Here is a 19,794-nt window from a genome sequence, read left to right on the forward strand (position 1 = left end):
CCAACGCGCTGCACATTTGTAGCGCCGAGCAATCGGATCAAGTGACTTCGCTCCTGCATAAAAGTCGGCGGGGCTTGAATCTCAGTGTTGGATCTTGTGATCCAGCGCGGCATAGAAATTGGCGCTGTGTTGCAGGTATTTCTGGGTGTAGCTGTGGGTGCCGGATTTTTTCGAGCTGATCTCAACGTTGGCACTGGCTGGCAGAACAACGCTGGCTGAGATGGCGGAAGCGGCAATCACGGAGAAGAGATTGAAGTTCATGGCGGTAACCCTCGTAGATTCGGTTGGCTTTTGCCGGTGTAGGCGGTGAAGCAAACTTACGCCCGAGGGTTGCTGCTCTTGAAATCTTTTGCAGCAGTAGCGGATATCACTCAGATTAATAGAACCGCGCAGGCCCCGGCGTACGGGACCTGCGGCTTATTGACGCAGGAAAAACCTGATATCGCTGGGTGAGTCAAACGGCAGTTTTTGCACGGTTTTGCCCAGCAGACCGCTCTTCACATCACGCTCGATGATGACGATCTGGTTGCTCTTCTGGTTGGCGACCAACACGAACTTGCCGCTCGGATCGAGGCTGAACTCACGCGGGTGATCCCCCTCCACCGAACGCCGCTGAAGCGCCTTGAGCTCGCCACTGGCCGGATCGATGGCAAACACCAGCAACTCGTTAGCGGTACCCCGATTGCTGACGTAGAGGAACTTGCCATCTGCCGAAGCATGCAGCGCGGCGGCGGCTTTCTGTGCCTGGGGCTGGCCAGCCGCCAGGTCGACCATCTGCCGCTGGGTCAGCTTGCCGGCCTGATAGTCGAACACGGCAACTTGCGCGCTCATCTCCAGGGTCAGGTACGCGTGCTTGCCGTCACCACTGAACAGCAAATGCCGCGGCCCGCTACCGGGTGGCAACTGGACCGATGCTGGCGTGGCGGCGGTCAGCGGCCGTTCCGGATTGGCCATGGGGTCATAGTGGTAGACAAAAATCCTGTCGGCGCCCAGGTCGTTGGCAAACACATACTGACCGTCCGGCGAGGACACCGTCGAATGCACGTGCGCCGACATCTGCCGTTCGGGGTTGACCCTGCTTGACGAATGGCTGCTCAACTGCACTGGCGGCATCAGCGTGCCATCGGCGCTCACTGGCAATACGGCAAGGCTGCCACCCGGGTCTTCGGCCACCGAATAATTGCTGACAAACAGGTGCTTGCCGTCAGCGCTCAGACTGGAATGGGTCGGCTCGTTGCCCAGGCTTTGCACCTGACTGATCAGGCTCAGTTGGTGGGTTTTCGGCTCGACCGCAAAACTGCTGACCCGCCCTACCGGATCGGCTTGCCCTGGACCATTTTCGTTAACCACAAACAGTCGCCGCTGATCGCTGGACAAGGTCAACCATGACGGGTTGGCACTCTTGACCACTTGCAACGGCGTAGCGTCGAGTTGACCACTCTGGCTGTCGAATTTGAGTCGGTAGATCCCTTGGCTCTGACCCTGGGTGTAGGTGCCGACCAGCAGTTCATGGATGTCGACGGGGGCGGCCTGCACCCCCATTGCGCCGACGCTGCCAGCCATCAACAGTGGCCAGACGTTACGCACCCTCATGCTCGTCATCCCCTTCGTCACCACCACCGAACGCTTCCATGCATACCAATCGGTGCTCACCGGAATCACCGGTGATGGTCCAGCTCTGCAGCGTCTGATCGAATACCGCCGCCTGCACCTGAGCCGGGCTGAACTCCCAGTGTTTGGCGACACGCCCGTCCATGCACTCGATGTGCAATTGATCATTCTCATCCAGCGAAAATTCAAAGGCATGCAAGCCATCGATTTCCAGCATGTCGCAGGTTTCAAGGGTAGTCAGCAAGGTGTCGGATGAGGCAGTCATGGCAGTCAATCTTTGAATTGGAAAACGCTAATGATAGGTCAAATTGCCGGGCAGACCTAAACGCCCTGCCACAGATAATGTTCAATGCAAAAAAAACCGCAGCCTGGGCTGCGGTTTTGATTGGCACCTGACAGGCGCCGGCTCTTAGTGAGCGAACAACGAATTGCCCTTCTGCCCGGCGAGTTTTTCCGGTTTGATCAGGAAGCGTGCCAGCGCCGGCAACAGCCACAGTGCGCCAAACATGTTCCAGAGCAGCATGAAGGTCAGCATCAGGCCCATGTCGGCCTGGAACTTGATCGCCGAGAAGATCCAGGTACACACACCGATGGCCAGGCACAGACCGGTGAACAGCACCGCTTTACCGGTGGACTTCAGGGTCTGGTAATACGCCTCTTGCAACGGCAGGCCGGCACGCAGGAAACTTTCCAGACGGCTGTAGATGTAGATGCCGTAGTCCACGCCGATCCCCACCCCGAGCGCTACCACCGGCAAGGTCGCGACTTTAACGCCGATGCCCATGAACGCCATCAGTGCGTTGCCCAGCACCGAGGTCAGGACCAACGGCAGCACAATGCACAAGGTCGCCGCCCAGGAACGGAAGGTGATCATGCACATGGTCGCCACGCAGAGGTACACCAGGACCAGAATGGTCAGTTCGGATTCCTTGATCACCTCGTTGGTGGCCGCTTCGATCCCGGCGTTACCGGCAGCAAGAATGAACTCCAGACCGTCCTTGTTGTTCTCCTTGGCGAACTCCTGCACTGCATGCACTGCACGGTCGAGGGTTTCGGCCTTGTGGTCATTGAGGAACACCAGTACTGGCGCCAGCGAGCAGCTGTTGTTGTACAGGCCATCGGCACGGGCGATAGAGTTGTTCAGCACGTCCGGGTTACGCGACAGGGTTTCCCATTTCAGGTTGCCCTCGTTCATGCCCTTGATCATCTGCTTGGAGACGGTCACCAGGGAAATCGCCGATTGCACGCCCTCGGTGTTCTGCATCTTCCACATCAGTTCATCGATCGGCGCCATGGCCTCATAACGCGAGCAGCCTTCAGCCTTGGTCTTGACCATCACCACCAGCACATCGGAGCTGGTGGAGTAGTTCTTGATGATGAAGTTGTTGTCCTGGTTGTAGCGCGAGTCCGGACGTAGCTCCGGCGCACCTTGGTCGAGGTCACCGATTTTCAGGTTCTGGCTGTACCAGAGGCCGCCACCAAAGGCGATCAGCGCCAGGAGGATCGAGACCGGTGCGACTTTCGAGCTGGCAAAGTTCGACAGCAGACGCCAGAACCTATGCTCACGGACTGCATCTTTCTTGCTGCGCTCGACGGCACGTTTGCTGATGCCAACGTAGGAAATTGCCACTGGCAGCAGGATCAGGTTGGTGAACACAATCACCGCCACGCCGATGGACGCGCCGATGGCCAGTTCACGAATCACCCCGATATCGATGATCAGCAAGGTAATGAAGCCCACCGCATCCGCAAGGATCGCAATCATCCCCGGCAGAAACAGCTGACGGAACGTGCGCCGGGCGGCGGTCAAGGCGTTGTCCGCCTCGCTGGACTGCAAGGCAATGCCGTTGATCTTTTGCACACCGTGGGAAATACCGATGGCGAAGATCAGAAACGGCACCAGCATCGAATACGGGTCCAGACCAAAGCCGAAAGCGTGCATCAACCCGAGCTGCCAGACCACCGCCACCAGGGTGGTGCTCAAGACCGCCACGGTACTGCGCAGGCAGTTGGTGAACCACAGCAACAGAATCAGGGTGATGACGAACGCCACACCGAAAAACATGACCACCATGATCAGGCCGTCAATCAGGTCACCAACCTTCTTGGCAAAACCGACGATATGGATCTTTACATTGGGGTTCTGCTTTTCGAACTTGTTGCGGATCTTCTCTTCAAGTTCGTGGGAGAACTTCTGGTAGTCCAGCGCCAGCAGCTTGCCCTGGTCCTGCGGGTCCGGGTAAGACTCCAACAGCGGAATATCGACGATGCTCGACTTGAAGTCGTTGGACACCAACCGACCGACCTGACCGGACTTGAGTACGTTGTTGCGCAGCAGGTCGAGGCTGTCGGCCGAGCCGTTGTAGCTCTGCGGGATCACTTCACCGCCGGCAAAGCCCTCCTCGGTCACTTCGGTCCAGCGCACGCTCGGGCTCCACAGCGACTTGAGGCCGGAGCGGTCAACACCGGAGATGTAGAACACCTCGTCGTTGATCTGGCGCAGGGTCTCCATGTACTCCTTGGAGAAGATGTCGCCATCGGTGGCTTCCACGGAAATACGCACGGTGTTGCCGAGGTTGGCCAGGTCGTTGCGATGCTCCATCATCTTTTCAATGAAAGGATGCTTGAGCGGGATCATTTTTTCGAAACTGGTGGACGGCCGGATCAGCGTCGCCTGCCAGAACAGGAAGAGGCTGACCAGCAGGCAGATGACGATCACTGCCGGGCGGTTGTTGAAAATCAGGCGCTCGAGAAGCGTCGCCTTGTCCTGATGATGACTGCTCATGGATGTCATAGCTCCGCCTCTAGTTATTTGCCCAGCTCGGCGCCGATTGGCGAAGTAGCGCGAACGCCGCCCTGTCCTACCAGAATCAAGTTGCCATTGCCTGCCGCCGTGACCGCCGAAACGGAAATGCGGTCGGGACGGTTAAATACGCTGAAGGTCATGCCGTCATCGCTGCTGCGCACCACACTGCCGCCGTTGCCAACAATCACGATGCTGCCGTCGTCGAGCAAGGTCGCACCGGACAGACCGAACTCCAGCGCGCCACGTGCGGCCTTGAGCTCGACCGGCGCCCAGGTGCTGCCAAAGTCAGTGGAGCGGAACAGGTTGCCGCGAAGACCATAGGCCAGCAATGTGGCCGGTGTGGCCGTGCCGATCACCCCGAACAGCGAACCCTTGTATGGCCCTTCAAGACGTTCCCAGGTTTGGCCCCAGTCGGAAGAGCGGAACATGCTGCCCTGCTCTCCCACGATGAACAGCCCGGAATCGTTGACCGCCGCGATGGCGTTGAGGTGGTACTGATCCGGGTTATCGAGGCGATTGCCGACGTCTTCCCAGTTCTTTCCGCCGTCGGTGGTTCCCAGCAGAGCGCCGTAAGCGCCCACGGCAAAACCTGTGCTGGCGTCCTTGAACCAGACAGCCAGCAGTGGCGCTTCGCGCTTCAAGTCTTCGAATTGTTTGGTCCAGGTCACGCCGCCGTCTTCACTGGCAAGAATTTGCGCATCATGACCGACGGCCCAGCCGTGCTGGTCATCGACGAAATAGACTGAGGTCAGCAGTTGCCGGCTCGGCACTTTGGCCTGGGCCCAAGTCTGACCCTGGTCATCGGAATACAGAATGTGGCCACGATCGCCGACCGCCACCAGTCGCTTGCCCGCATGCGCAACATCGAGCATCAGGCCTTTGGCGGACTTGGCGGACTCAATCGAGTAGACAACATCGGACGCTGGCGCAGTTGCGGCCAGAACGGGTGCCGACAGCGCGGCAGACCCCAACAGCGAGAGCGCTGTAGCCAGCAACGCGAATCTGCGTAACGCCGGCGGGCGGCAAAAACCCACACCCATGACAGGCTCACTCATAGACCTTCCCCCATTATTATTGTTAGGTCGTTCAACCTTTCAGGGCGCCGTTCAGGGCGTGCGTCTGATGGCAGATTCGGAGCATTGTCCTGAAACCTGCAATCTAGAGCCCCTTCGGAAGCAGGCCTATCCTATCCAGCTTTCGAAAGGTCTGACAATCGACGCCACGTTATGTTTTGTTAACTGGAGGGAATAACGGTTGCGGCTGAATAGACAGGCATTCGGCGGGGATGCTGTGCATCAGCAAGCCAGCTGAAATTTCCGGCACAAAGGTTTGAGCTTTGGCTTTGGCTTTGGCTTTGGCTTTTGATCTTGATCTGGCCTTTGATCCACCCGCCCCTTCGGCAGGCCGAGCCTAGGCGAGGTGCCGTACGCTTGGGGCGAAGCGTTTTGGTTACTTTTGGCTGGGCCGGCACTCCGGCGTCTGCAAAAGTGACACGCTGTAAGAGCGGAACCGTAAGTGGCCGTTACCGCAGAAACGGATATGTACACCTGCAAGAGATTGGTCGGCTATCAGGCCGCCAAGATCAAAAGATCGCAGCCTGCGGCAGCGCCTACGGGGGAATATCGCGCCCCGCTCCCACAGGGTCCGAGTGAACACCTGCGGGAGCGGAGATAAGGTCACGCCAGGCTTTTGCTGACCACTTCAAACACATCGCTGGACAGCTGACCCGAAGCGCGAATGCGCTCAAGTTCCGCTTTCATCAGCGCCTGACGGGCGCTGTCGTATTTGCGCCAGCGCGTCAGCGGCGCCAGTTGGCGGGAAGCGATCTGCGGGTTGAAGCCATTCAGCTCGATCACCAGATCCGCAAGGAAGCGATAACCCGAACCGTCGGCCGCATGGAAGTTGATCAGGTTCTGCCCGGCAAACGCACCGACCAGCGCCCGCACCTTGTTCGGGTTCTTGAGGTTGAACGCCGGGTGCTCCATCAACTGACGAACCCGCTGCAAACCACCCGGCAAACCGCTGCCGGCCTGCACACTGAACCATTGGTCCATGACCAGCGGGTTATCCTTGAAGTGCTCGGCAAAGCTGGCCAGTGCCTTGGCCTTCTCGGCTTCGAACGGTGAATTCACCAGCACCGCCAACGATGTCAGACGCTCGGTCATGTTGTCGCAGGCATCGAACTGCTCAAGGGTCGATGCCAGCACTTCTGGCTTGCCACTGAGCATCAGGTAGGACAACGCAATGTTTTGCAGGCTACGACGGGCGAAGTGCTCGGCCTCGGCAACGTAAGCGGTTTGCTTCGACAGCTCGCGATTGGCCTGATAACGCAGCCACAGCGTGTCGAACAGGTTGTCTGCCAGTTGCTTGCGAGCAAACTCACGAGCCGTGTGAATCGCATCAACGTCAGCCACTTCGCTGATTTCGGTCAGGTAAGCCTCGCTTGGCAGCGAGAGCATTTCTGCGACCATGGCCTGATCCAGGCTTTCGTCCGCCAGCACCGTGCGCAACGCGCTGATCAGGCGTTGATCCAGCACCAACGCTTGACCCGCTTGATGTTGAGCAATCAGTTCCTGCAACACTTGCACCGACAACTGCTGACCGGCTTCCCAACGGTTGAAGCCGTCGCTGTCGTGTTGCATCAGGAACATCAGTTGATCGCGGTTGTACGGGAAGCTCAGTTTCACTGGCGCCGAGAAGCCGCGTAACAAGGACGGCAATGGTTGTTCAGCGATGTCGACGAACGTGAAGGTCTGTTCGGCCTCGGTCACCGACAGCACGCGGGAGGTCCCGGCAGCAGCCGCTTCGCCGGCCAGACGCAGGGCAATCGCCGCGCCTTTGCTGTCGAGCAGGCCCAATTCGAGTGGAATCACGAACGGCCGTTTTTCAACCTTGTCCGGGGTCTCCGGGCAGCTCTGACGGAAAGTCAGGCTGTAGGTTTTAGCCACCGCGTCGTAAGACTCGCTCACGGCGAGACGGGGTGTACCGGCCTGGCTGTACCAGCGTTTGAACTGGGTCAGGTCGACGCCGTTGGCGTCTTCCATGGCCTTGATGAAATCGTCGCAGGTGACTGCCTGGCCATCGTGACGCTCGAAATACAGGTCGCTGCCTTGGCGGAAACCTTCGGCGCCGAGCAAAGTGCGGATCATGCGCACCACTTCCGAACCTTTCTCGTAAACGGTCAAGGTGTAGAAATTGGAAATCTCGATGAATGCATCCGGGCGCACCGCATGAGCCATGGGACCGGCGTCTTCGGCGAACTGGTGAGTGCGCAGGTACGCCACGTCCTCGATGCGTTTGACGGTGCGCGAGTGCATGTCGGCAGAGAATTCAGCGTCACGGAACACCGTGAAACCTTCCTTCAGCGACAGCTGGAACCAGTCGCGGCAGGTCACGCGGTTGCCTGACCAGTTGTGGAAGTATTCGTGGGCAACGACCGCCTCAACCCGCTGGTGCGCGGCGTCGGTCGCGGTTTCGGCACGGGCCAGTACGCAGCTGGAGTTGAAGATGTTGAGGCCCTTGTTCTCCATGGCGCCCATGTTGAAGTCGTTGACCGCAACGATCATGAAGATGTCCAGGTCGTACTCGCGGCCATAGACCTCTTCGTCCCAGCGCATGGACTTCTTCAGGCTGTTCATGGCGTGCTGGCACTTGTCGATGTTTTCCGGCTCGACGTAAATGCGCAGCGCCACACTGCGCTGGGTCATGGTAGTGAAGGTGTCTTCGACGCACCACAAGTCGCCGGCCACCAGTGCGAACAGGTAGGCCGGTTTCATGAACGGGTCTTCCCAGGTCGCCCAGTGCCGACCGTCTTCACCGGGACCTGAGGCAATCGGGTTGCCGTTGGACAGCAGCACCGGATAGCGGTGCTGCTCGGCGCTGACCGTGGTGGTGAACTTGCTCATCACGTCCGGGCGGTCGAGGTAATAGGTGATCTTGCGAAAGCCCTCGGCCTCGCACTGTGTGCAGAACATGCCGCTGGATTTGTACAGGCCTTCCAGCGCGGTGTTGGTTTCCGGGTGGATCCTGACGCTGGTGTCGACCGTAAAGCTGGCGCTGGTCGGGTGCAGGGTCAGGTGATTCTCTGTCAGCTGATAATTGTCAGCGCTCAGCTCAGTGTCGCCCAAGGCGACCGACAGCAGTTCCAGCTGCTGGCCATCGAGCACCAGCGGCGGCAGGCCCGGGCCACGGGCTGGATTACGGCGCATCACCAGTTGCGCATGGACCAGGCTGTGGTCCTCGAACAACTCGAAGGTCAGGTGCGTCTCATCGATCAGGTACTCGGGCGCCTGATAGTCCTTCAGGTAGATCATCTTCGGTTGTTCGGTGCGCATGCGTCGAATCCTTCTACTGATGCACGGCGAGCTGGTAGGCCGTGTATTTACGAATATTGATGACGCCGGTATCGAAGATCAGGTACTGGCCCTTGATCCCCATCAGCGTGCCTTCGGCAATCGGGTTCTTGTCCAGATTGAAGCTGACAATCTTGGCCGGGTACTGCTCGACCGGGTAACGGATTTCAATCGGCTCGACATCAAACACCGGTTGAATCGCTTGCAAACCGAAACGTTCCTGCAGTCCTTGCATGCCCTCGGTACAGCGTTCAAACAGTTGATCACGAATCTGTTTCAGATCGACCGGCGGCGCATCGCCCTTGAGCAAGGCGCGCCAGTTGGTCTTGTCGGCCACCTGACTGCGGAACAGGTCTTCGACGAAGCCGGATTGCTGACGGGTCGACACGCGCATGATCGGCAATGCCTGGCTGGCGCCCTGATCGAGCCAGCGGGTTGGCAGCTGAGTGGCGCGGGTGATCCCGACTTTGACGCCCGACGAATTGGCCAGATACACCACGTGGTCGGTCATGCAGAACTGCTCGCCCCAGGCCGGTTCACGGCAGGTCCCGGCATCGTAATGGCAACGCTCCGGGCTCATGATGCAGACATCGCACTGCGCCAGTTTGGTCATGCACGGGTAGCAGTAACCCTGGCTGAAGCTGGTTTTGGTTTTGCGCCCGCAATGGATGCAGTGGATCGCCCCCAGGTACTCCAGCCGAACCGTGCTGCCAATCATCGGATTGACCGGCACCTCGGTATCGCCCAGGCGAAAAGCGTATTGCACGGTCGACGCGTCGAGACGCGCCGACATCTTGCTGATTGCACCGCGGCCAATCTCGATCAATGGATGGCATCCGACTTGAACAGGATATTGGGCACAGTGATCGACTTCGAACTGCATTCCTGCGGCCCCATGTAGCCAGTGCGTTCTTCCTCGGGCAGGTTCTGCACTTCCCAGGCGATCATCGCCTGCAACGACAGTTCGCGCTGTTCGGCGGTCAGCTTGCCACCGTCAGACCACTTACCGATTTCTACCGCCAGTTTCAGGCTCTGGTAGATCTCCGGCGTGATGTTTTTGATCATTTCGTTAAAAGAGGACATCAGGTCTCCGCGCTCGTTATTCACATAGCAATTTAGACGGCGATTTATTGGACAGAGAGTCTACGGCGACTGTACAAGCCGCCCAACAAACCGGTGAGGCATCCGACGAGCAACCCGCCGACGTGCGCCGCATTGGCAATTTCGCCGAAGCCGATCATCGAGATCAGCCCCGACATACACAGCAGCAGCCACACCAGCATCATCACCAACACCCCGCGAGGCAGGCGATAAGCCGGGTTCGGCGACAACAACTGGTAGATCCAGCAATGCCCGAGCAGGCCATAAAGTACCCCGGACAGGCCGCCGAACAACGTCGGGCCGCCGTAATAATACTGGGCGTAGTTCGACACCAGACTGAACAGCAACGTCAGCCCCAGCAAATTGATACTGCCCTGACGCGACTCGATGCGCCGCCCCAGTTCCCAGTACCACATGCCGTTCATGGCCAGGTGGAGAATGCCGAAGTGGATCAGCATGGGTGTCACCAGACGCCACCACTGCCCCGCAGCCAGACTGTCGGCCAACGGCGTGAAATGGATGTACTCGCCCACCACGCGAAACTCTAGGAACGTCAGCCAGTGCATCGTATCGAGGTTCTCACCGAGCAGCGTCACCGCACCGACGATCATGCTCAACAGCAGAATCAGCGCTGTCACCGGGCTGTGGCGCAGTTGCTCGACGAACCCGGGACGCTGAATATTCGCGTGTGCAGCCGGTATATCCAGTTGATGTTCGGGATCGCCCGCAGGATACCGTTCGTACAGCGAGCGCACGTCTTCGCTGATCGCGTCAGGCACCCAGAGCACCTGTTCGCCGGCTTCTTCGCTGACCCGATGCGGCACGTGCATGCGTTGCAGCAATTGGACGAAACCACTGAGATCCACCGCCAGCGGCAGACGTAAAACAGCAACAATACTCATTGCAATACCTCTGGCCGTTCGACATCGACCCAGACAAATTTGCGTGGATCGAGACGGGTTTCCTGGTCCAGCCGATAGGCCACCAGCTTGCCGTACAACACGGCGCTGTAATCCAGACAGGCCAGGTTCGGACGGATCGGCGCCGGTTTGCCACTGCGCCAGTAGTGCCCGACAAACAACAGCGGTTCGTCGATGCCGTAGCGCAACAGGGTATCTTTTTCTACCGGCGACAGCGGCGTGCGGGCCACGGGCTCGGGCAAGGCGTCCGGCTGGAACACAATGTCGCCATAGGTTTGCGGGTTGTCTTCCCAGAATTTGGTGCGGAAGAACGAGCGCGTCAGACCGTCGCCGCTGGTCATGGTCAAACCGTGCGGCAGGCGCATGTCGGTGCCGCGCAGCAAGCGGTCGAACGCCATGCAGGCGAAACTGCCGGAAACCGCCGCCGCCTGGACGAAGTGCTCATCGACGCGACCGTCGTGGTGTTGCGCGCGCAGCACGTCGATCAGGCCACCGTCCCAGCAGGCATGGACCACCCGGAAGCGCCCGGCGTCGACGAACAGCGGCATCTCGTAGAACCACGCGAGAAAGTCATGCCAGTCCGCCGGGTGATCAGCAAACTGGGTCAGGGTCTCATCGATAAGACGGGCATGCCGTGGCGTGTGATCGCGCACGTACTGCTTGCCGCTGCCGGGGGGTGCCGGGGTGCTCCAGCCGAGCGCGTTGAATTCATGATTGCCCATGATGCACAGCGCCTGACCGGCCTCGACCATGTCGTGAACGATGTGCAGCGCTTCGCGAATCCGCGGGCCGCGGTCGATGACATCACCGAGAAACACGGCCATGCGTGACGGATGGCGCCAGACGCCAGCCAATTTTTGGTACCCGAGCCGGTCCAGCAAATGCTCAAGGGTATGAGCGCAACCGTGCACGTCACCGATCAGGTCGTAGCTACGCGCGGGATCGAGCATCAGTCGCCTCCACCACCCAACCGGCTGCCCCAGCCAAGCTTGGTCCGGCAGACTTCGTAGTAGTTGTGATCCAGCGGATGAATCAACCGCAGTTTCTGCGCCTTCTTGCTCACAGTGATGGTGTCACCGGGGGCGCAGGTGAAGTGATTCTGCCCGTCACAGGAGACTTGCGGGTAAATCTGCATATCCTTGGACACGACGATTTTCAGCTCGCTGTTTCCATCGACCACAATTGGCCTTCCTGACAAGGTATGGGGGTACATCGGCACAATCACAATGGCATCGAGCTTGGGATGCATGATCGGGCCACCGGCTGAGAGCGCATACGCCGTCGAACCGGTGGGTGTCGCGACGATCAGACCGTCGGCCTTTTGGCTGCAGACGAACTGGCCGTCGATGTACAACTCGAACTCGATCATCCGCGTCGACTTGCCGGGGTGCAGCACCACGTCGTTCAGCGCGTCGCCCTGGCCAATGGCCTCGGCGTGACGGCGAACTTCGGCCTGCAAAAGGAAGCGGTTTTCGACCAGATAGTGCCCGTCGAGCACTTCGGCGACTTTGACTTCCAGCTCATCCGGGCGAATGTCGGTCAGAAAGCCCAGGTTGCCGCGGTTGATCCCCAGCACCGGAATGTTGTGCCGTGCCAATGCCCGAGCGGCGCCCAGCAGGCTGCCGTCACCGCCAACGACAATCACCATGTCACACACTTCACCGAGCATCTTGCGCGATGAGGTTTGCAGGCCATGGCCGGGCAGGACTTCGGCGATGGTGTCCTCGAGAATCACATGCAAGTGCCGGTCAAGGAGGAATCTTTTCAGTCGGCGAACGGTATCCAGCACCTGCGAACTGCCCAGGCGACCGATGATGCCGATATTGCGAAATTGCTCCATGGGGCTCCTGCGAGGGTCTGCGACGGCGAAAAACACGATTATGGGCGAAAGCGGGCCGTAGACAAAATCCTTTCAGCCGCGAACCAAAGCGCTATGCTCGCAAGATGACCTTATTTCCTGACTTGCTTACTTTGCCTCGTCAGTTGCGCCATCCCGAAGTGCGCGACCTGGCCTGGGTCATCCTCGCGCCACCGATGCTCAGCGAAACACCCTGGCCACAACGCCATCCACTGGCTGGCAGCGACTGGGTACAAGCCCCCGAACGACTGGAACACTGGCTGCTTCAACTGGATCAGGACAGCCGTGAATTGCAGCGTTGGCTGGCGCTCGGCCCGACTCGTCGTCTGGGCCTGTATTACGAACGCCTCTGGCAGTTTGCCGTGCAGCACGCGCCGGGGGTCGAGTTGATTGCCGCCAACCTGCCGATCCGCCGCGAGGGCCATACCCTGGGCGAGTTGGACATGCTGCTGCGTGACCGCGACGGCGTGCATCACCTGGAGCTCGCGATCAAGCTGTACCTGGGACCACAGAACGGCAACGGCCAAAACACCGCCCAATGGCTTGGCCCGGGCTGTCACGACCGACTGGACCGCAAGCTGGCGCATCTGACCCACCATCAACTGCCGATCTCCGCTCGCCCCGAAAGCCGCGATGCGTTGGCCGCGCTGGACATCCTGCGGTTCAGCGCACACCTGTGGCTGGGCGGTTATCTGCTGTATCCGTGGCCCGGCAAAGCCCGGTCACCCGACTGTGCCCATCCGCAGCACCTCAAAGGACGCTGGCTGCATCAACGAGACTGGGCACACTTTATCGCCCAGAGCCCGCCCGGTCGCTGGCAACCATTGCCACGACACGCCTGGCTCGCGCCCGCCCACTATCCTGCCGAGCACACGTGGGACCGCACGCAACTGGAGACCTGGCTGACCGGGCTCGACCCTCAGGCGCCCGCACAGTTGCTGGTACGCCTGACCGAAAACGGCGACGGTGACTGGGACGAAGCCGAGCGGCTGTTTCTGGTGGCGGATCTGTGGCCGAACGTACCGGGGCAGAGTTGAGCCTTGTGGCGTCTGAACGGGCACCTCAGATTAATCGCGGACTCAGGATTTACAGCTGCCACGGGTTATTGGTGAGGTTGCGATATCACAAACGGATCACATGCCCCTCGATCGCCGCGATTTTCCCATGAAACAGCCGCGAAATCACCGTTTGCGCCGCTTCAAGTCCATCACTCTCCACCACCCTGAGCAATGGGTTGGCCGGTGCCGTCACTTTCCGATAAAACTGCTGAACCCCCTCGCCGAAATACTGGCTGAGCCGCTGCGCCCCCCATTCGGCGCTGCGTTTGCGAATCTGGATCGGTGCAAAGAAAAACGCCGGCTGCGGCCCTGTTATAGCGCTCAATTGCGGCTCATCCGTGCTCTGGGCGGAACCTGCAAAGCAGCTGTAAACCAATCGCTCGGCAAAATGCAGATGCACTTGATCGCGCAAGTCCAGGTCGCCGGAGAAGTCCACGTACAACGTCGGACGGTCAGCGGGCAACGAGGCCAATTCGGCGTACCCGAGCGTACGCTCGTAACACCCGAGATGTTCAACAAACGCCTTGTTTCCGGTCGATGTCAGTGCCACTCGTTCCAGATTTGACTGACCCTCCAGGCAAACCGCAGTGCCGAAAGCGGTTTTGCTCGAAGCGCTGGAGAACACCAGACGAGTCGCACCGAAGAACTGATTGTCTTGCAGGAAATCCGCCAACATCAACGACGTCAAAAACAGCGGATTTAGCAATATCTGCAGGTTTTCGAACGCCTCGCTGTAGTACCGATCCCAGCTGCAACGGGTGTACTGGTTGTAAGTCGATGACAGTGTTTGACGGTGCTCCACGGCATCATAAAAGCCGCGCTCGGTCACCCGGTCCGGACGTACCCAAAGATGACTGGCCAGTGGAAAGTACCCATAAAAGCGCTCCCCTACCGCAATGCCATCGACTTCAGAGGCCAGCACATCGGCAAACCCCCAGGCCGGGATGTGGCCCCACTCCGATTGTCCTGTCGGAAAGAACCCCCAGTAATTCATCAAGTCGCCATAGGCTGCGTAGGAGATGTTATTGGTGGTTAGCGCGCAGCGATCAATTTTCAGGATCACTTCACCCGCCGCCGGAATAAGGCTGCGCTGTTCACGCTCGACACGACTCTGGTCGATGGCGTTTTTACGAGTGATCAGCCGTGTCACCGTGCCAGGGCTTTGCATTGTTCCTACTCCTTGTCGCGTGGCTGTCCAAAATTCAATGGTTCGATCAACAGCCGACTGGCCAGCACTTCCTCAGCGCAAGCACTGGCCGCCACCCGATCACGCCTTGTTAAATTGCTCGACCCACTCAGCGTAGGCGTTGATGAAGTTCTGCAAAAACGGCCGGACCGACTCGGACACCTTGCCCGAGTCGTCGAACGCCGAACCGGCGTTGCTCAGGTAGGCTTCCGGTTGCTGCATGCAGGGCACATTGAGAAACACCATGGATTGACGCAAATGGTGGTTAGCACCGAAACCGCCGATAGCGCCGGGCGAAGCGCTGATCACCGCACCCGGTTTACCGCCCCAGGCACTCTTGCCATAAGGCCGGGAACCGACGTCAATGGCGTTCTTCAGGGGCGCAGGCACCGAGCGGTTATATTCCGGTGTCACAAACAGCACCGCGTCGGATGTCCTCACCTGATCACGGAAAGTGCTGTAGGCTGCCGGCGGTGTTACGTCGATGTCTTCGTTGTAGAGCGGCAGGTCGCCAATCTCGACGATGTTCAGCCTGAGGTTTGCCGGTGCCAGTTCAGCCAGCGCCAGCGCGACTTTGCGGTTGATCGACTGTTTTCTCAAGCTGCCAACCAGGACAGCAACCGTATAGACCTTGCTCATTGGGAATTCCCGACTATCTGGCTAAAGGAGCCTGTAGTTATAGATGATTCGGCAGCACTTCACGTGCTCCTTGTCGCGGAATAGCAGTTAAGTACTATTTTTTTCCTGTAGGAAAACTTACCAAGCTTATCGACGGTCTACAGAACCGCAAATTGAGTGACTTATCTCCAGAGGTTCTAAGCAGATGGCAGCAGTACTCGTCGGACAATTCCATGCAAGAGACGCGGAAGGCCGTGTTTATTCAGTGCATGAGTTCCAGGAATCCACCCCGTCGCAGGACGGTATCGCCGGCCCTGCGCCTGTCACCACCTATAAGCTGGCTATTGGCGATCGCGTGAACAAACTCGATGACAACGAATTTGTATTGGTGCAATCGGGCGTCACCATCACCCGTGAGCCCGAATCAAACGTCGCCTCATAAGCGACCGTTATGAGCTGAAGTCATAGGCACGGACTTGGGTTAGGATTCAGTCACTGACCCCTCACCTGCCGAACATGGACTTCATGCATGCGTTTACGTCATATCGAAGTGATCCAGGCGCTCCTGCAAACTGGTCATCTGGGCACCGCTGCCGAGATGCTGCAACTGCCGGTGGCCGGGGTCGAGGGGATTTTGCGCGAAGCCGAGGATCAACTCGGCTTCATGCTGTTTGCCAGCGTGCGCGGGCGCTTGCAGGCCACCCGCGAGGCGCGGGAGTTGCAGGTCGAGATTGCTCACGTCTACGAAGCGCTTGAACCGGTGCAGCGGCTGGCCAGCAGCCTCAAACAGTACCTGGCGCCCCCGTTGCGGATCATTTGCACGCCACCCTTGGCGCAACAGTTGTTGCCACAGAGCATTGCCACCCTGCGTCGACGTTTCCCGGATGCGCCCTGCTCGCTGCTCAGCCAACCCACGCGTGAAATCGTCAGAAGCCTGCTGCTGCGTGAAAGCGATCTCGGCTTGAGCCTGCACGACCCCGACCACCCCGACATTCAGTGTCAGGTCGTTGCCCAAGGCAAACTCCAGCTCCTGGCGCCCCATGGCTGGCTGCAACCCAAGCAAAAATACGTTTCAGTGCAGGACCTGGCCGGCCAGTCGATGGTCGGGCTGGAAGGCCACGACCCGCTCAGCGTGATGTTTGAGAGCAAGCTGCACGCCTTGCGCCCGGCACCGGTGGTGCAAACCCGGGTTCAGACCCATCAGATGATGCGCAGCATGGTCGAGGCCGGCGAAGGTCTGGCCGTTGTCGATCCGTTTACCGCGATCGGCGCCAAGGCCAGTGGCCTGGACGTTTGCCCGCTGTCACCGGCCGTCCCTATCAGCCTCTACACCTTGACCCTCAACAATGCGGCCATATCTCCTGCCATCCAGGCACTGCTGGACATCATCAAGGAACAAGCCGAGGCGATGTTGGCGAGCTAAGCGGATTTTCCAACGGATTATCGAACAACCGATACCAGAACAACGCCACCTCAGCAGTGTGCGGGTCGATGCCGCGATAACGCAGGTGATCGATGCCACCCATGACATAGCCGCAACGCTCATACAGCCGGCAGGCTCCCAGGTTGTTGTTCTGGGTTTCCAACATGATGCCCGGCAGTTTCTTCTTGCGACTCCAGAACTGCGCGACATCCAGCAACGCCTTGGCCACCCCGTGGCGACGCGCCGGGGCGTGCACCGCCAGCTCATCGATATGGGCAAAACCGTTCCAGTTAGTGCTGATCACGATGTGCCCCACCGGGGCATCGTCGAGAAACGCCATGAAAATCGCGCTGTCGGCCGCGTTCTGGTAACTGGCGAACTCTTGCGGGTCAATGCCGTAGCATTTGCGGTAGGGCGTGATGGTTTCCAGCGGCCACTGATCCACCGGTTTATTGATCTCTGCGGCCGCGTAAGCCCGGACCTCAAAACTGAAGTCGCTGCCCCAGATATACGCAGCGAATCCCTGATCGGCGACACGTACCGCCAGACCCGGGTGCTTGGGGTTGATGACCGGTTGCATACTGGGAAAGGTCCTCAAAGCTTGATGCAATCGACGGTGTAACACCGCCCATTGCCCTCGTCTTCATGCTGCAGACCGTGCACATCGGCGACGAAACCCGGGAAGCTGCTGTCGAACGTGCGGGCGAACGTCAGGTAATCGATGATCGAGCGCGTCGACTCGGTGAAGCGCTCGCCCGGCATGATCAGCGGAATCCCCGGCGGGTACGGCACCAGCATCACCGCAGCGATGCGTCCCTGCACATTGTCGATTGACACCGCCTCAACCTCGCCACGGACCAATTGATCATAGGCGTCGGCCGGTTTCATCGCGACTTCCGGAAGCACCGTGTACATGCGTTTGAGGTGCTTGGCCGTGGCGTTGCTGCGGTAGCAGGCGTGCAATTGATCGCACAGGTCACGCAGCCCCATGCCCTGATAACGTGCCACGTCTCGTTGCGCGACACACGGCAGACACGCCGCCAGACTGACGTTGGCGTCGTAGTTGCGTTTGAATTCGAGCAACTCGGTGAGCAAGGTGCTCCATTTACCCTTGGTGATGCCCATGGAAAACAGCACCAGAAATGAATACAGACCGGTTTTTTCCACCACCAGCCCGCGTTCCCAGAGGAACTTGCTGACCACTGCCGCTGGAATCCCCCGCTCGCTCAGTGCGCCACCCGCCGTCAGTCCCGGCATCACCAGCGTCACTTTGATCGGGTCCAGTAGCACGTAATCTTCCGCGATGTCGCCAAAACCGTGCCAGTCAGCTTCGGGCTGCAACAGCCAGTCCGAGGTCGTCACCCGGTTTATCCCCTCCACCAGCAGTGGTTGCCAGATTGAGAACCACCAGTCGTCGGCGGCGATGTGCTGGCGCAGGTTGGCCAGCGCCCGGCGAAAACTCAGGGCTTCATCGAACATTTCCTGCAAAAGCGAACGACCAGCCGGGCCTTCCATCATCGCCGACGCCACATCCAGCGAGGCGATGATGCTGTATTGCGGTGATGTGGAGATATGCATCATGAACGCTTCATTGAAACGGTCGCGGTCCAGTTGCCGAGCGCCACCGTCCTGCACGTGAATCATCGATGCCTGACTGAAGGCCGCCAGCAGTTTGTGAGTGGAATGAGTGGTAAACACCAGCGGACTGTCTTCAGTGCGCGAGGTGCCCATGCCATAACGCCCGGCGAAGAACTCGTGAAACGCCGCATACGCGTACCAGGCTTCGTCGAAGTGCAAGACTTCGACGCTGTTGCCCAGGGTTTGCTTGATCAGCTCGGCGTTGTAGCAGAGGCCGTCGTAAGTCGAATTGGTCACCACCGCCAATTTGACCTTGGGCTCTCGGCCCTTGGTCAGCGGGCTCGCGTCGATTTTGGCCTGGATCGATTCGCGGCTGAATTCACTCAGCGGAATCGGCCCGATGATCCCCAGTTCATTGCGCTCCGGACACAGGTACAACGGAATCGCCCCGGTCATGATGATCGAGTGCAACACCGATTTGTGGCAGTTACGGTCCACCAGCACCAGATCATCACGTGCGACCATGGCTTGCCAGACAATCTTGTTGGCCGTCGAAGTGCCATTGATCACGAAAAACGTGTGATCAGCGCCGAAATTACGCGCCGCACGCGCCTCGGCTTCCGCCAGCGGCCCAGTGTGGTCCAGCAGCGAGCCGAGCTCCGGCACCGAGACCGACAAGTCCGAACGCAGGGTGTTTTCCCCAAAAAACTGGTGGAACGCCTGCCCTACCGGGCTTTTGTGATAGGCCACGCCACCACCGTGCCCTGGGGTGTGCCAGGAATAGTTGGAATCGGCGGTGTGTTGCACCAATGCCTTGAAAAACGGTGGCAGCAAGCCATCGAGGTAGCTGCGCGCCGCACGGGCGACCTGGCGCGCCAGAAACGGCACGGTGTCTTCGAACAGATAAAGAATGCCGCGCAACTGGTTCAATTCGCTCATGGCATCGGCCGGGGCATTTTCCAGGGTGACCTGCTCGCCCAGGGCAAAGATCGGCAAATTCGGTGCACGGGCACGGGCCACGCGAATCAGCTCGACCATGTTCTGTAAAAGGTGGGTGTTTTCCCCGGCGCCTTCGGCGGCAATCAATATGCACGCGAGGCCGTGGTGAGTCGAAGCGACCAGTCGTCCTTCGGCGTAGTCCACGGCCGAAAAGATGCTGAAGCCTTCCTGTTCCAACTCCCGGGCGATGCCGCGCACACGATCACCGGCGACCGTGTCAGCCTTGATGTCGCGGTGGACAATAAGGACCGGGAACTTCAAGTCTTTATACATGGGGCTCGGCG

At 59.2% G+C, this 19,794-nt stretch carries 18 protein-coding genes; 3 read left to right on the forward strand and 15 right to left on the reverse strand.

Annotation, left to right across the window (positions count from 1 at the left end):
- Nucleotides 1-81: 81 nt before the first annotated feature.
- From BLL42_RS00975 to BLL42_RS01025, 11 genes are all read right to left on the reverse strand, one after another.
- Nucleotides 82-261: a hypothetical protein gene (locus BLL42_RS00975; RefSeq protein ID WP_071550330.1), complete on the reverse strand. Its 180-nt coding sequence runs from the start codon at nucleotides 259-261 to the stop codon at nucleotides 82-84.
- A gap of 156 nt (nucleotides 262-417) precedes the next feature.
- Nucleotides 418-1,593 (reverse strand): lactonase family protein, encoded by a 1,176-nt coding sequence (locus tag BLL42_RS00980; protein WP_071550332.1) that lies wholly within the window; start codon nucleotides 1,591-1,593, stop codon nucleotides 418-420.
- Nucleotides 1,580-1,876 (reverse strand): DUF5629 family protein, encoded by a 297-nt coding sequence (locus BLL42_RS00985; RefSeq protein WP_071550334.1) that lies wholly within the window; start codon nucleotides 1,874-1,876, stop codon nucleotides 1,580-1,582. The genes BLL42_RS00980 and BLL42_RS00985 overlap by 14 nt, the downstream gene beginning before the upstream one ends.
- 144 nt (nucleotides 1,877-2,020) lie before the next feature.
- Nucleotides 2,021-4,396: an efflux RND transporter permease subunit gene (locus tag BLL42_RS00990; protein ID WP_071550335.1), complete on the reverse strand. Its 2,376-nt coding sequence runs from the start codon at nucleotides 4,394-4,396 to the stop codon at nucleotides 2,021-2,023.
- 23 nt (nucleotides 4,397-4,419) lie between these two features.
- Nucleotides 4,420-5,472 (reverse strand): WD40/YVTN/BNR-like repeat-containing protein, encoded by a 1,053-nt coding sequence (locus tag BLL42_RS00995; RefSeq protein ID WP_071550337.1) that lies wholly within the window; start codon nucleotides 5,470-5,472, stop codon nucleotides 4,420-4,422.
- Nucleotides 5,473-6,093: 621 nt separating this feature from the next.
- Nucleotides 6,094-8,751, reverse strand: a complete 2,658-nt coding sequence (gene pepN, locus BLL42_RS01000) for an aminopeptidase N (RefSeq protein WP_071550339.1) — start codon at nucleotides 8,749-8,751, stop codon at nucleotides 6,094-6,096.
- 13 nt (nucleotides 8,752-8,764) lie between these two features.
- A complete protein-coding gene (locus BLL42_RS01005) occupies nucleotides 8,765-9,595 on the reverse strand; it encodes a DUF2797 domain-containing protein (RefSeq protein WP_071550341.1) in 831 nt (276 codons plus the stop codon).
- On the reverse strand, nucleotides 9,592-9,852 hold the full coding sequence (locus BLL42_RS01010; protein WP_071550343.1) for a YeaC family protein: 261 nt from the start codon (nucleotides 9,850-9,852) through the stop codon (nucleotides 9,592-9,594). Before BLL42_RS01010 ends, BLL42_RS01005 begins: the two co-directional genes overlap by 4 nt.
- A 44-nt stretch (nucleotides 9,853-9,896) precedes the next feature.
- Nucleotides 9,897-10,772: a rhomboid family intramembrane serine protease gene (locus tag BLL42_RS01015; RefSeq protein WP_071550345.1), complete on the reverse strand. Its 876-nt coding sequence runs from the start codon at nucleotides 10,770-10,772 to the stop codon at nucleotides 9,897-9,899.
- The gene (locus tag BLL42_RS01020; protein ID WP_408004040.1) at nucleotides 10,769-11,743 is read right to left on the reverse strand and encodes a metallophosphoesterase; all 975 of its coding nucleotides are present in this window, start codon (nucleotides 11,741-11,743) and stop codon (nucleotides 10,769-10,771) included. The genes BLL42_RS01015 and BLL42_RS01020 overlap by 4 nt, the downstream gene beginning before the upstream one ends.
- Nucleotides 11,740-12,630 carry an NAD(+) kinase gene (locus BLL42_RS01025; protein WP_019690613.1) on the reverse strand — a complete coding sequence of 297 codons (891 nt, stop codon included), beginning with the start codon at nucleotides 12,628-12,630 and terminating at the stop codon, nucleotides 11,740-11,742. Before BLL42_RS01025 ends, BLL42_RS01020 begins: the two co-directional genes overlap by 4 nt.
- Nucleotides 12,631-12,734: 104 nt before the next feature.
- On the opposite strand from BLL42_RS01025, the gene BLL42_RS01030 reads away from it, so the two are divergent.
- Entirely contained in the window at nucleotides 12,735-13,685 is a 951-nt protein-coding gene (locus BLL42_RS01030; RefSeq protein ID WP_071550348.1) for a DUF1853 family protein, read from the forward strand.
- A gap of 85 nt (nucleotides 13,686-13,770) precedes the next feature.
- Here the strand turns inward: BLL42_RS01030 and BLL42_RS01035 are convergent, their stop codons facing one another.
- Both BLL42_RS01035 and BLL42_RS01040 read right to left on the reverse strand, forming a co-directional pair.
- Entirely contained in the window at nucleotides 13,771-14,874 is a 1,104-nt protein-coding gene (locus BLL42_RS01035) for a DUF2855 family protein (RefSeq protein ID WP_071550349.1), read from the reverse strand.
- 99 nt (nucleotides 14,875-14,973) lie between these two features.
- Complete coding sequence (locus BLL42_RS01040) at nucleotides 14,974-15,531, reverse strand: NADPH-dependent FMN reductase (RefSeq protein ID WP_071550351.1); 558 nt, start codon at nucleotides 15,529-15,531, stop codon at nucleotides 14,974-14,976.
- A gap of 184 nt (nucleotides 15,532-15,715) precedes the next feature.
- Between BLL42_RS01040 and BLL42_RS01045 the strand changes: the two genes are divergently transcribed.
- On the forward strand, nucleotides 15,716-15,952 hold the full coding sequence (locus BLL42_RS01045; RefSeq protein WP_071550353.1) for a hypothetical protein: 237 nt from the start codon (nucleotides 15,716-15,718) through the stop codon (nucleotides 15,950-15,952).
- Nucleotides 15,953-16,039: 87 nt separating this feature from the next.
- Nucleotides 16,040-16,933, forward strand: a complete 894-nt coding sequence (locus BLL42_RS01050; RefSeq protein ID WP_071550355.1) for a LysR substrate-binding domain-containing protein — start codon at nucleotides 16,040-16,042, stop codon at nucleotides 16,931-16,933.
- Here the strand turns inward: BLL42_RS01050 and BLL42_RS01055 are convergent.
- Nucleotides 16,899-17,513 carry a GNAT family N-acetyltransferase gene (locus tag BLL42_RS01055; protein ID WP_071550356.1) on the reverse strand — a complete coding sequence of 205 codons (615 nt, stop codon included), beginning with the start codon at nucleotides 17,511-17,513 and terminating at the stop codon, nucleotides 16,899-16,901. The two genes, BLL42_RS01050 and BLL42_RS01055, sit on opposite strands and share 35 nt — an antisense overlap.
- Nucleotides 17,514-17,527: 14 nt before the next feature.
- On the reverse strand, nucleotides 17,528-19,783 hold the full coding sequence (locus BLL42_RS01060; protein ID WP_071550357.1) for an Orn/Lys/Arg family decarboxylase: 2,256 nt from the start codon (nucleotides 19,781-19,783) through the stop codon (nucleotides 17,528-17,530).
- Nucleotides 19,784-19,794 lie beyond the last annotated feature (11 nt).

Origin of the sequence: Pseudomonas frederiksbergensis (assembly GCF_001874645.1) — a bacterium.
GTDB lineage: Bacteria > Pseudomonadota > Gammaproteobacteria > Pseudomonadales > Pseudomonadaceae > Aquipseudomonas > Aquipseudomonas frederiksbergensis_B.

Coding starts and splice junctions, on each gene's coding strand:
- BLL42_RS01045 (WP_071550353.1), top strand. CDS start 15,716: ATGGCAGCAGTACTCGTCGGACAATTCCATGCAAGAGACGCGGAAGGC.
- BLL42_RS01015 (WP_071550345.1), bottom strand. CDS start 10,772: ATGAGTATTGTTGCTGTTTTACGTCTGCCGCTGGCGGTGGATCTCAGT.
- BLL42_RS01030 (WP_071550348.1), top strand. CDS start 12,735: ATGACCTTATTTCCTGACTTGCTTACTTTGCCTCGTCAGTTGCGCCAT.
- BLL42_RS00990 (WP_071550335.1), bottom strand. CDS start 4,396: ATGAGCAGTCATCATCAGGACAAGGCGACGCTTCTCGAGCGCCTGATT.
- BLL42_RS01010 (WP_071550343.1), bottom strand. CDS start 9,852: ATGTCCTCTTTTAACGAAATGATCAAAAACATCACGCCGGAGATCTAC.
- pepN (WP_071550339.1), bottom strand. CDS start 8,751: ATGCGCACCGAACAACCGAAGATGATCTACCTGAAGGACTATCAGGCG.
- BLL42_RS00995 (WP_071550337.1), bottom strand. CDS start 5,472: ATGAGTGAGCCTGTCATGGGTGTGGGTTTTTGCCGCCCGCCGGCGTTA.
- BLL42_RS01040 (WP_071550351.1), bottom strand. CDS start 15,531: ATGAGCAAGGTCTATACGGTTGCTGTCCTGGTTGGCAGCTTGAGAAAA.
- BLL42_RS00980 (WP_071550332.1), bottom strand. CDS start 1,593: ATGAGGGTGCGTAACGTCTGGCCACTGTTGATGGCTGGCAGCGTCGGC.
- BLL42_RS01055 (WP_071550356.1), bottom strand. CDS start 17,513: ATGCAACCGGTCATCAACCCCAAGCACCCGGGTCTGGCGGTACGTGTC.
- BLL42_RS01035 (WP_071550349.1), bottom strand. CDS start 14,874: ATGCAAAGCCCTGGCACGGTGACACGGCTGATCACTCGTAAAAACGCC.
- BLL42_RS00975 (WP_071550330.1), bottom strand. CDS start 261: ATGAACTTCAATCTCTTCTCCGTGATTGCCGCTTCCGCCATCTCAGCC.
- BLL42_RS01050 (WP_071550355.1), top strand. CDS start 16,040: ATGCGTTTACGTCATATCGAAGTGATCCAGGCGCTCCTGCAAACTGGT.
- BLL42_RS01025 (WP_019690613.1), bottom strand. CDS start 12,630: ATGGAGCAATTTCGCAATATCGGCATCATCGGTCGCCTGGGCAGTTCG.
- BLL42_RS01060 (WP_071550357.1), bottom strand. CDS start 19,783: ATGTATAAAGACTTGAAGTTCCCGGTCCTTATTGTCCACCGCGACATC.
- BLL42_RS00985 (WP_071550334.1), bottom strand. CDS start 1,876: ATGACTGCCTCATCCGACACCTTGCTGACTACCCTTGAAACCTGCGAC.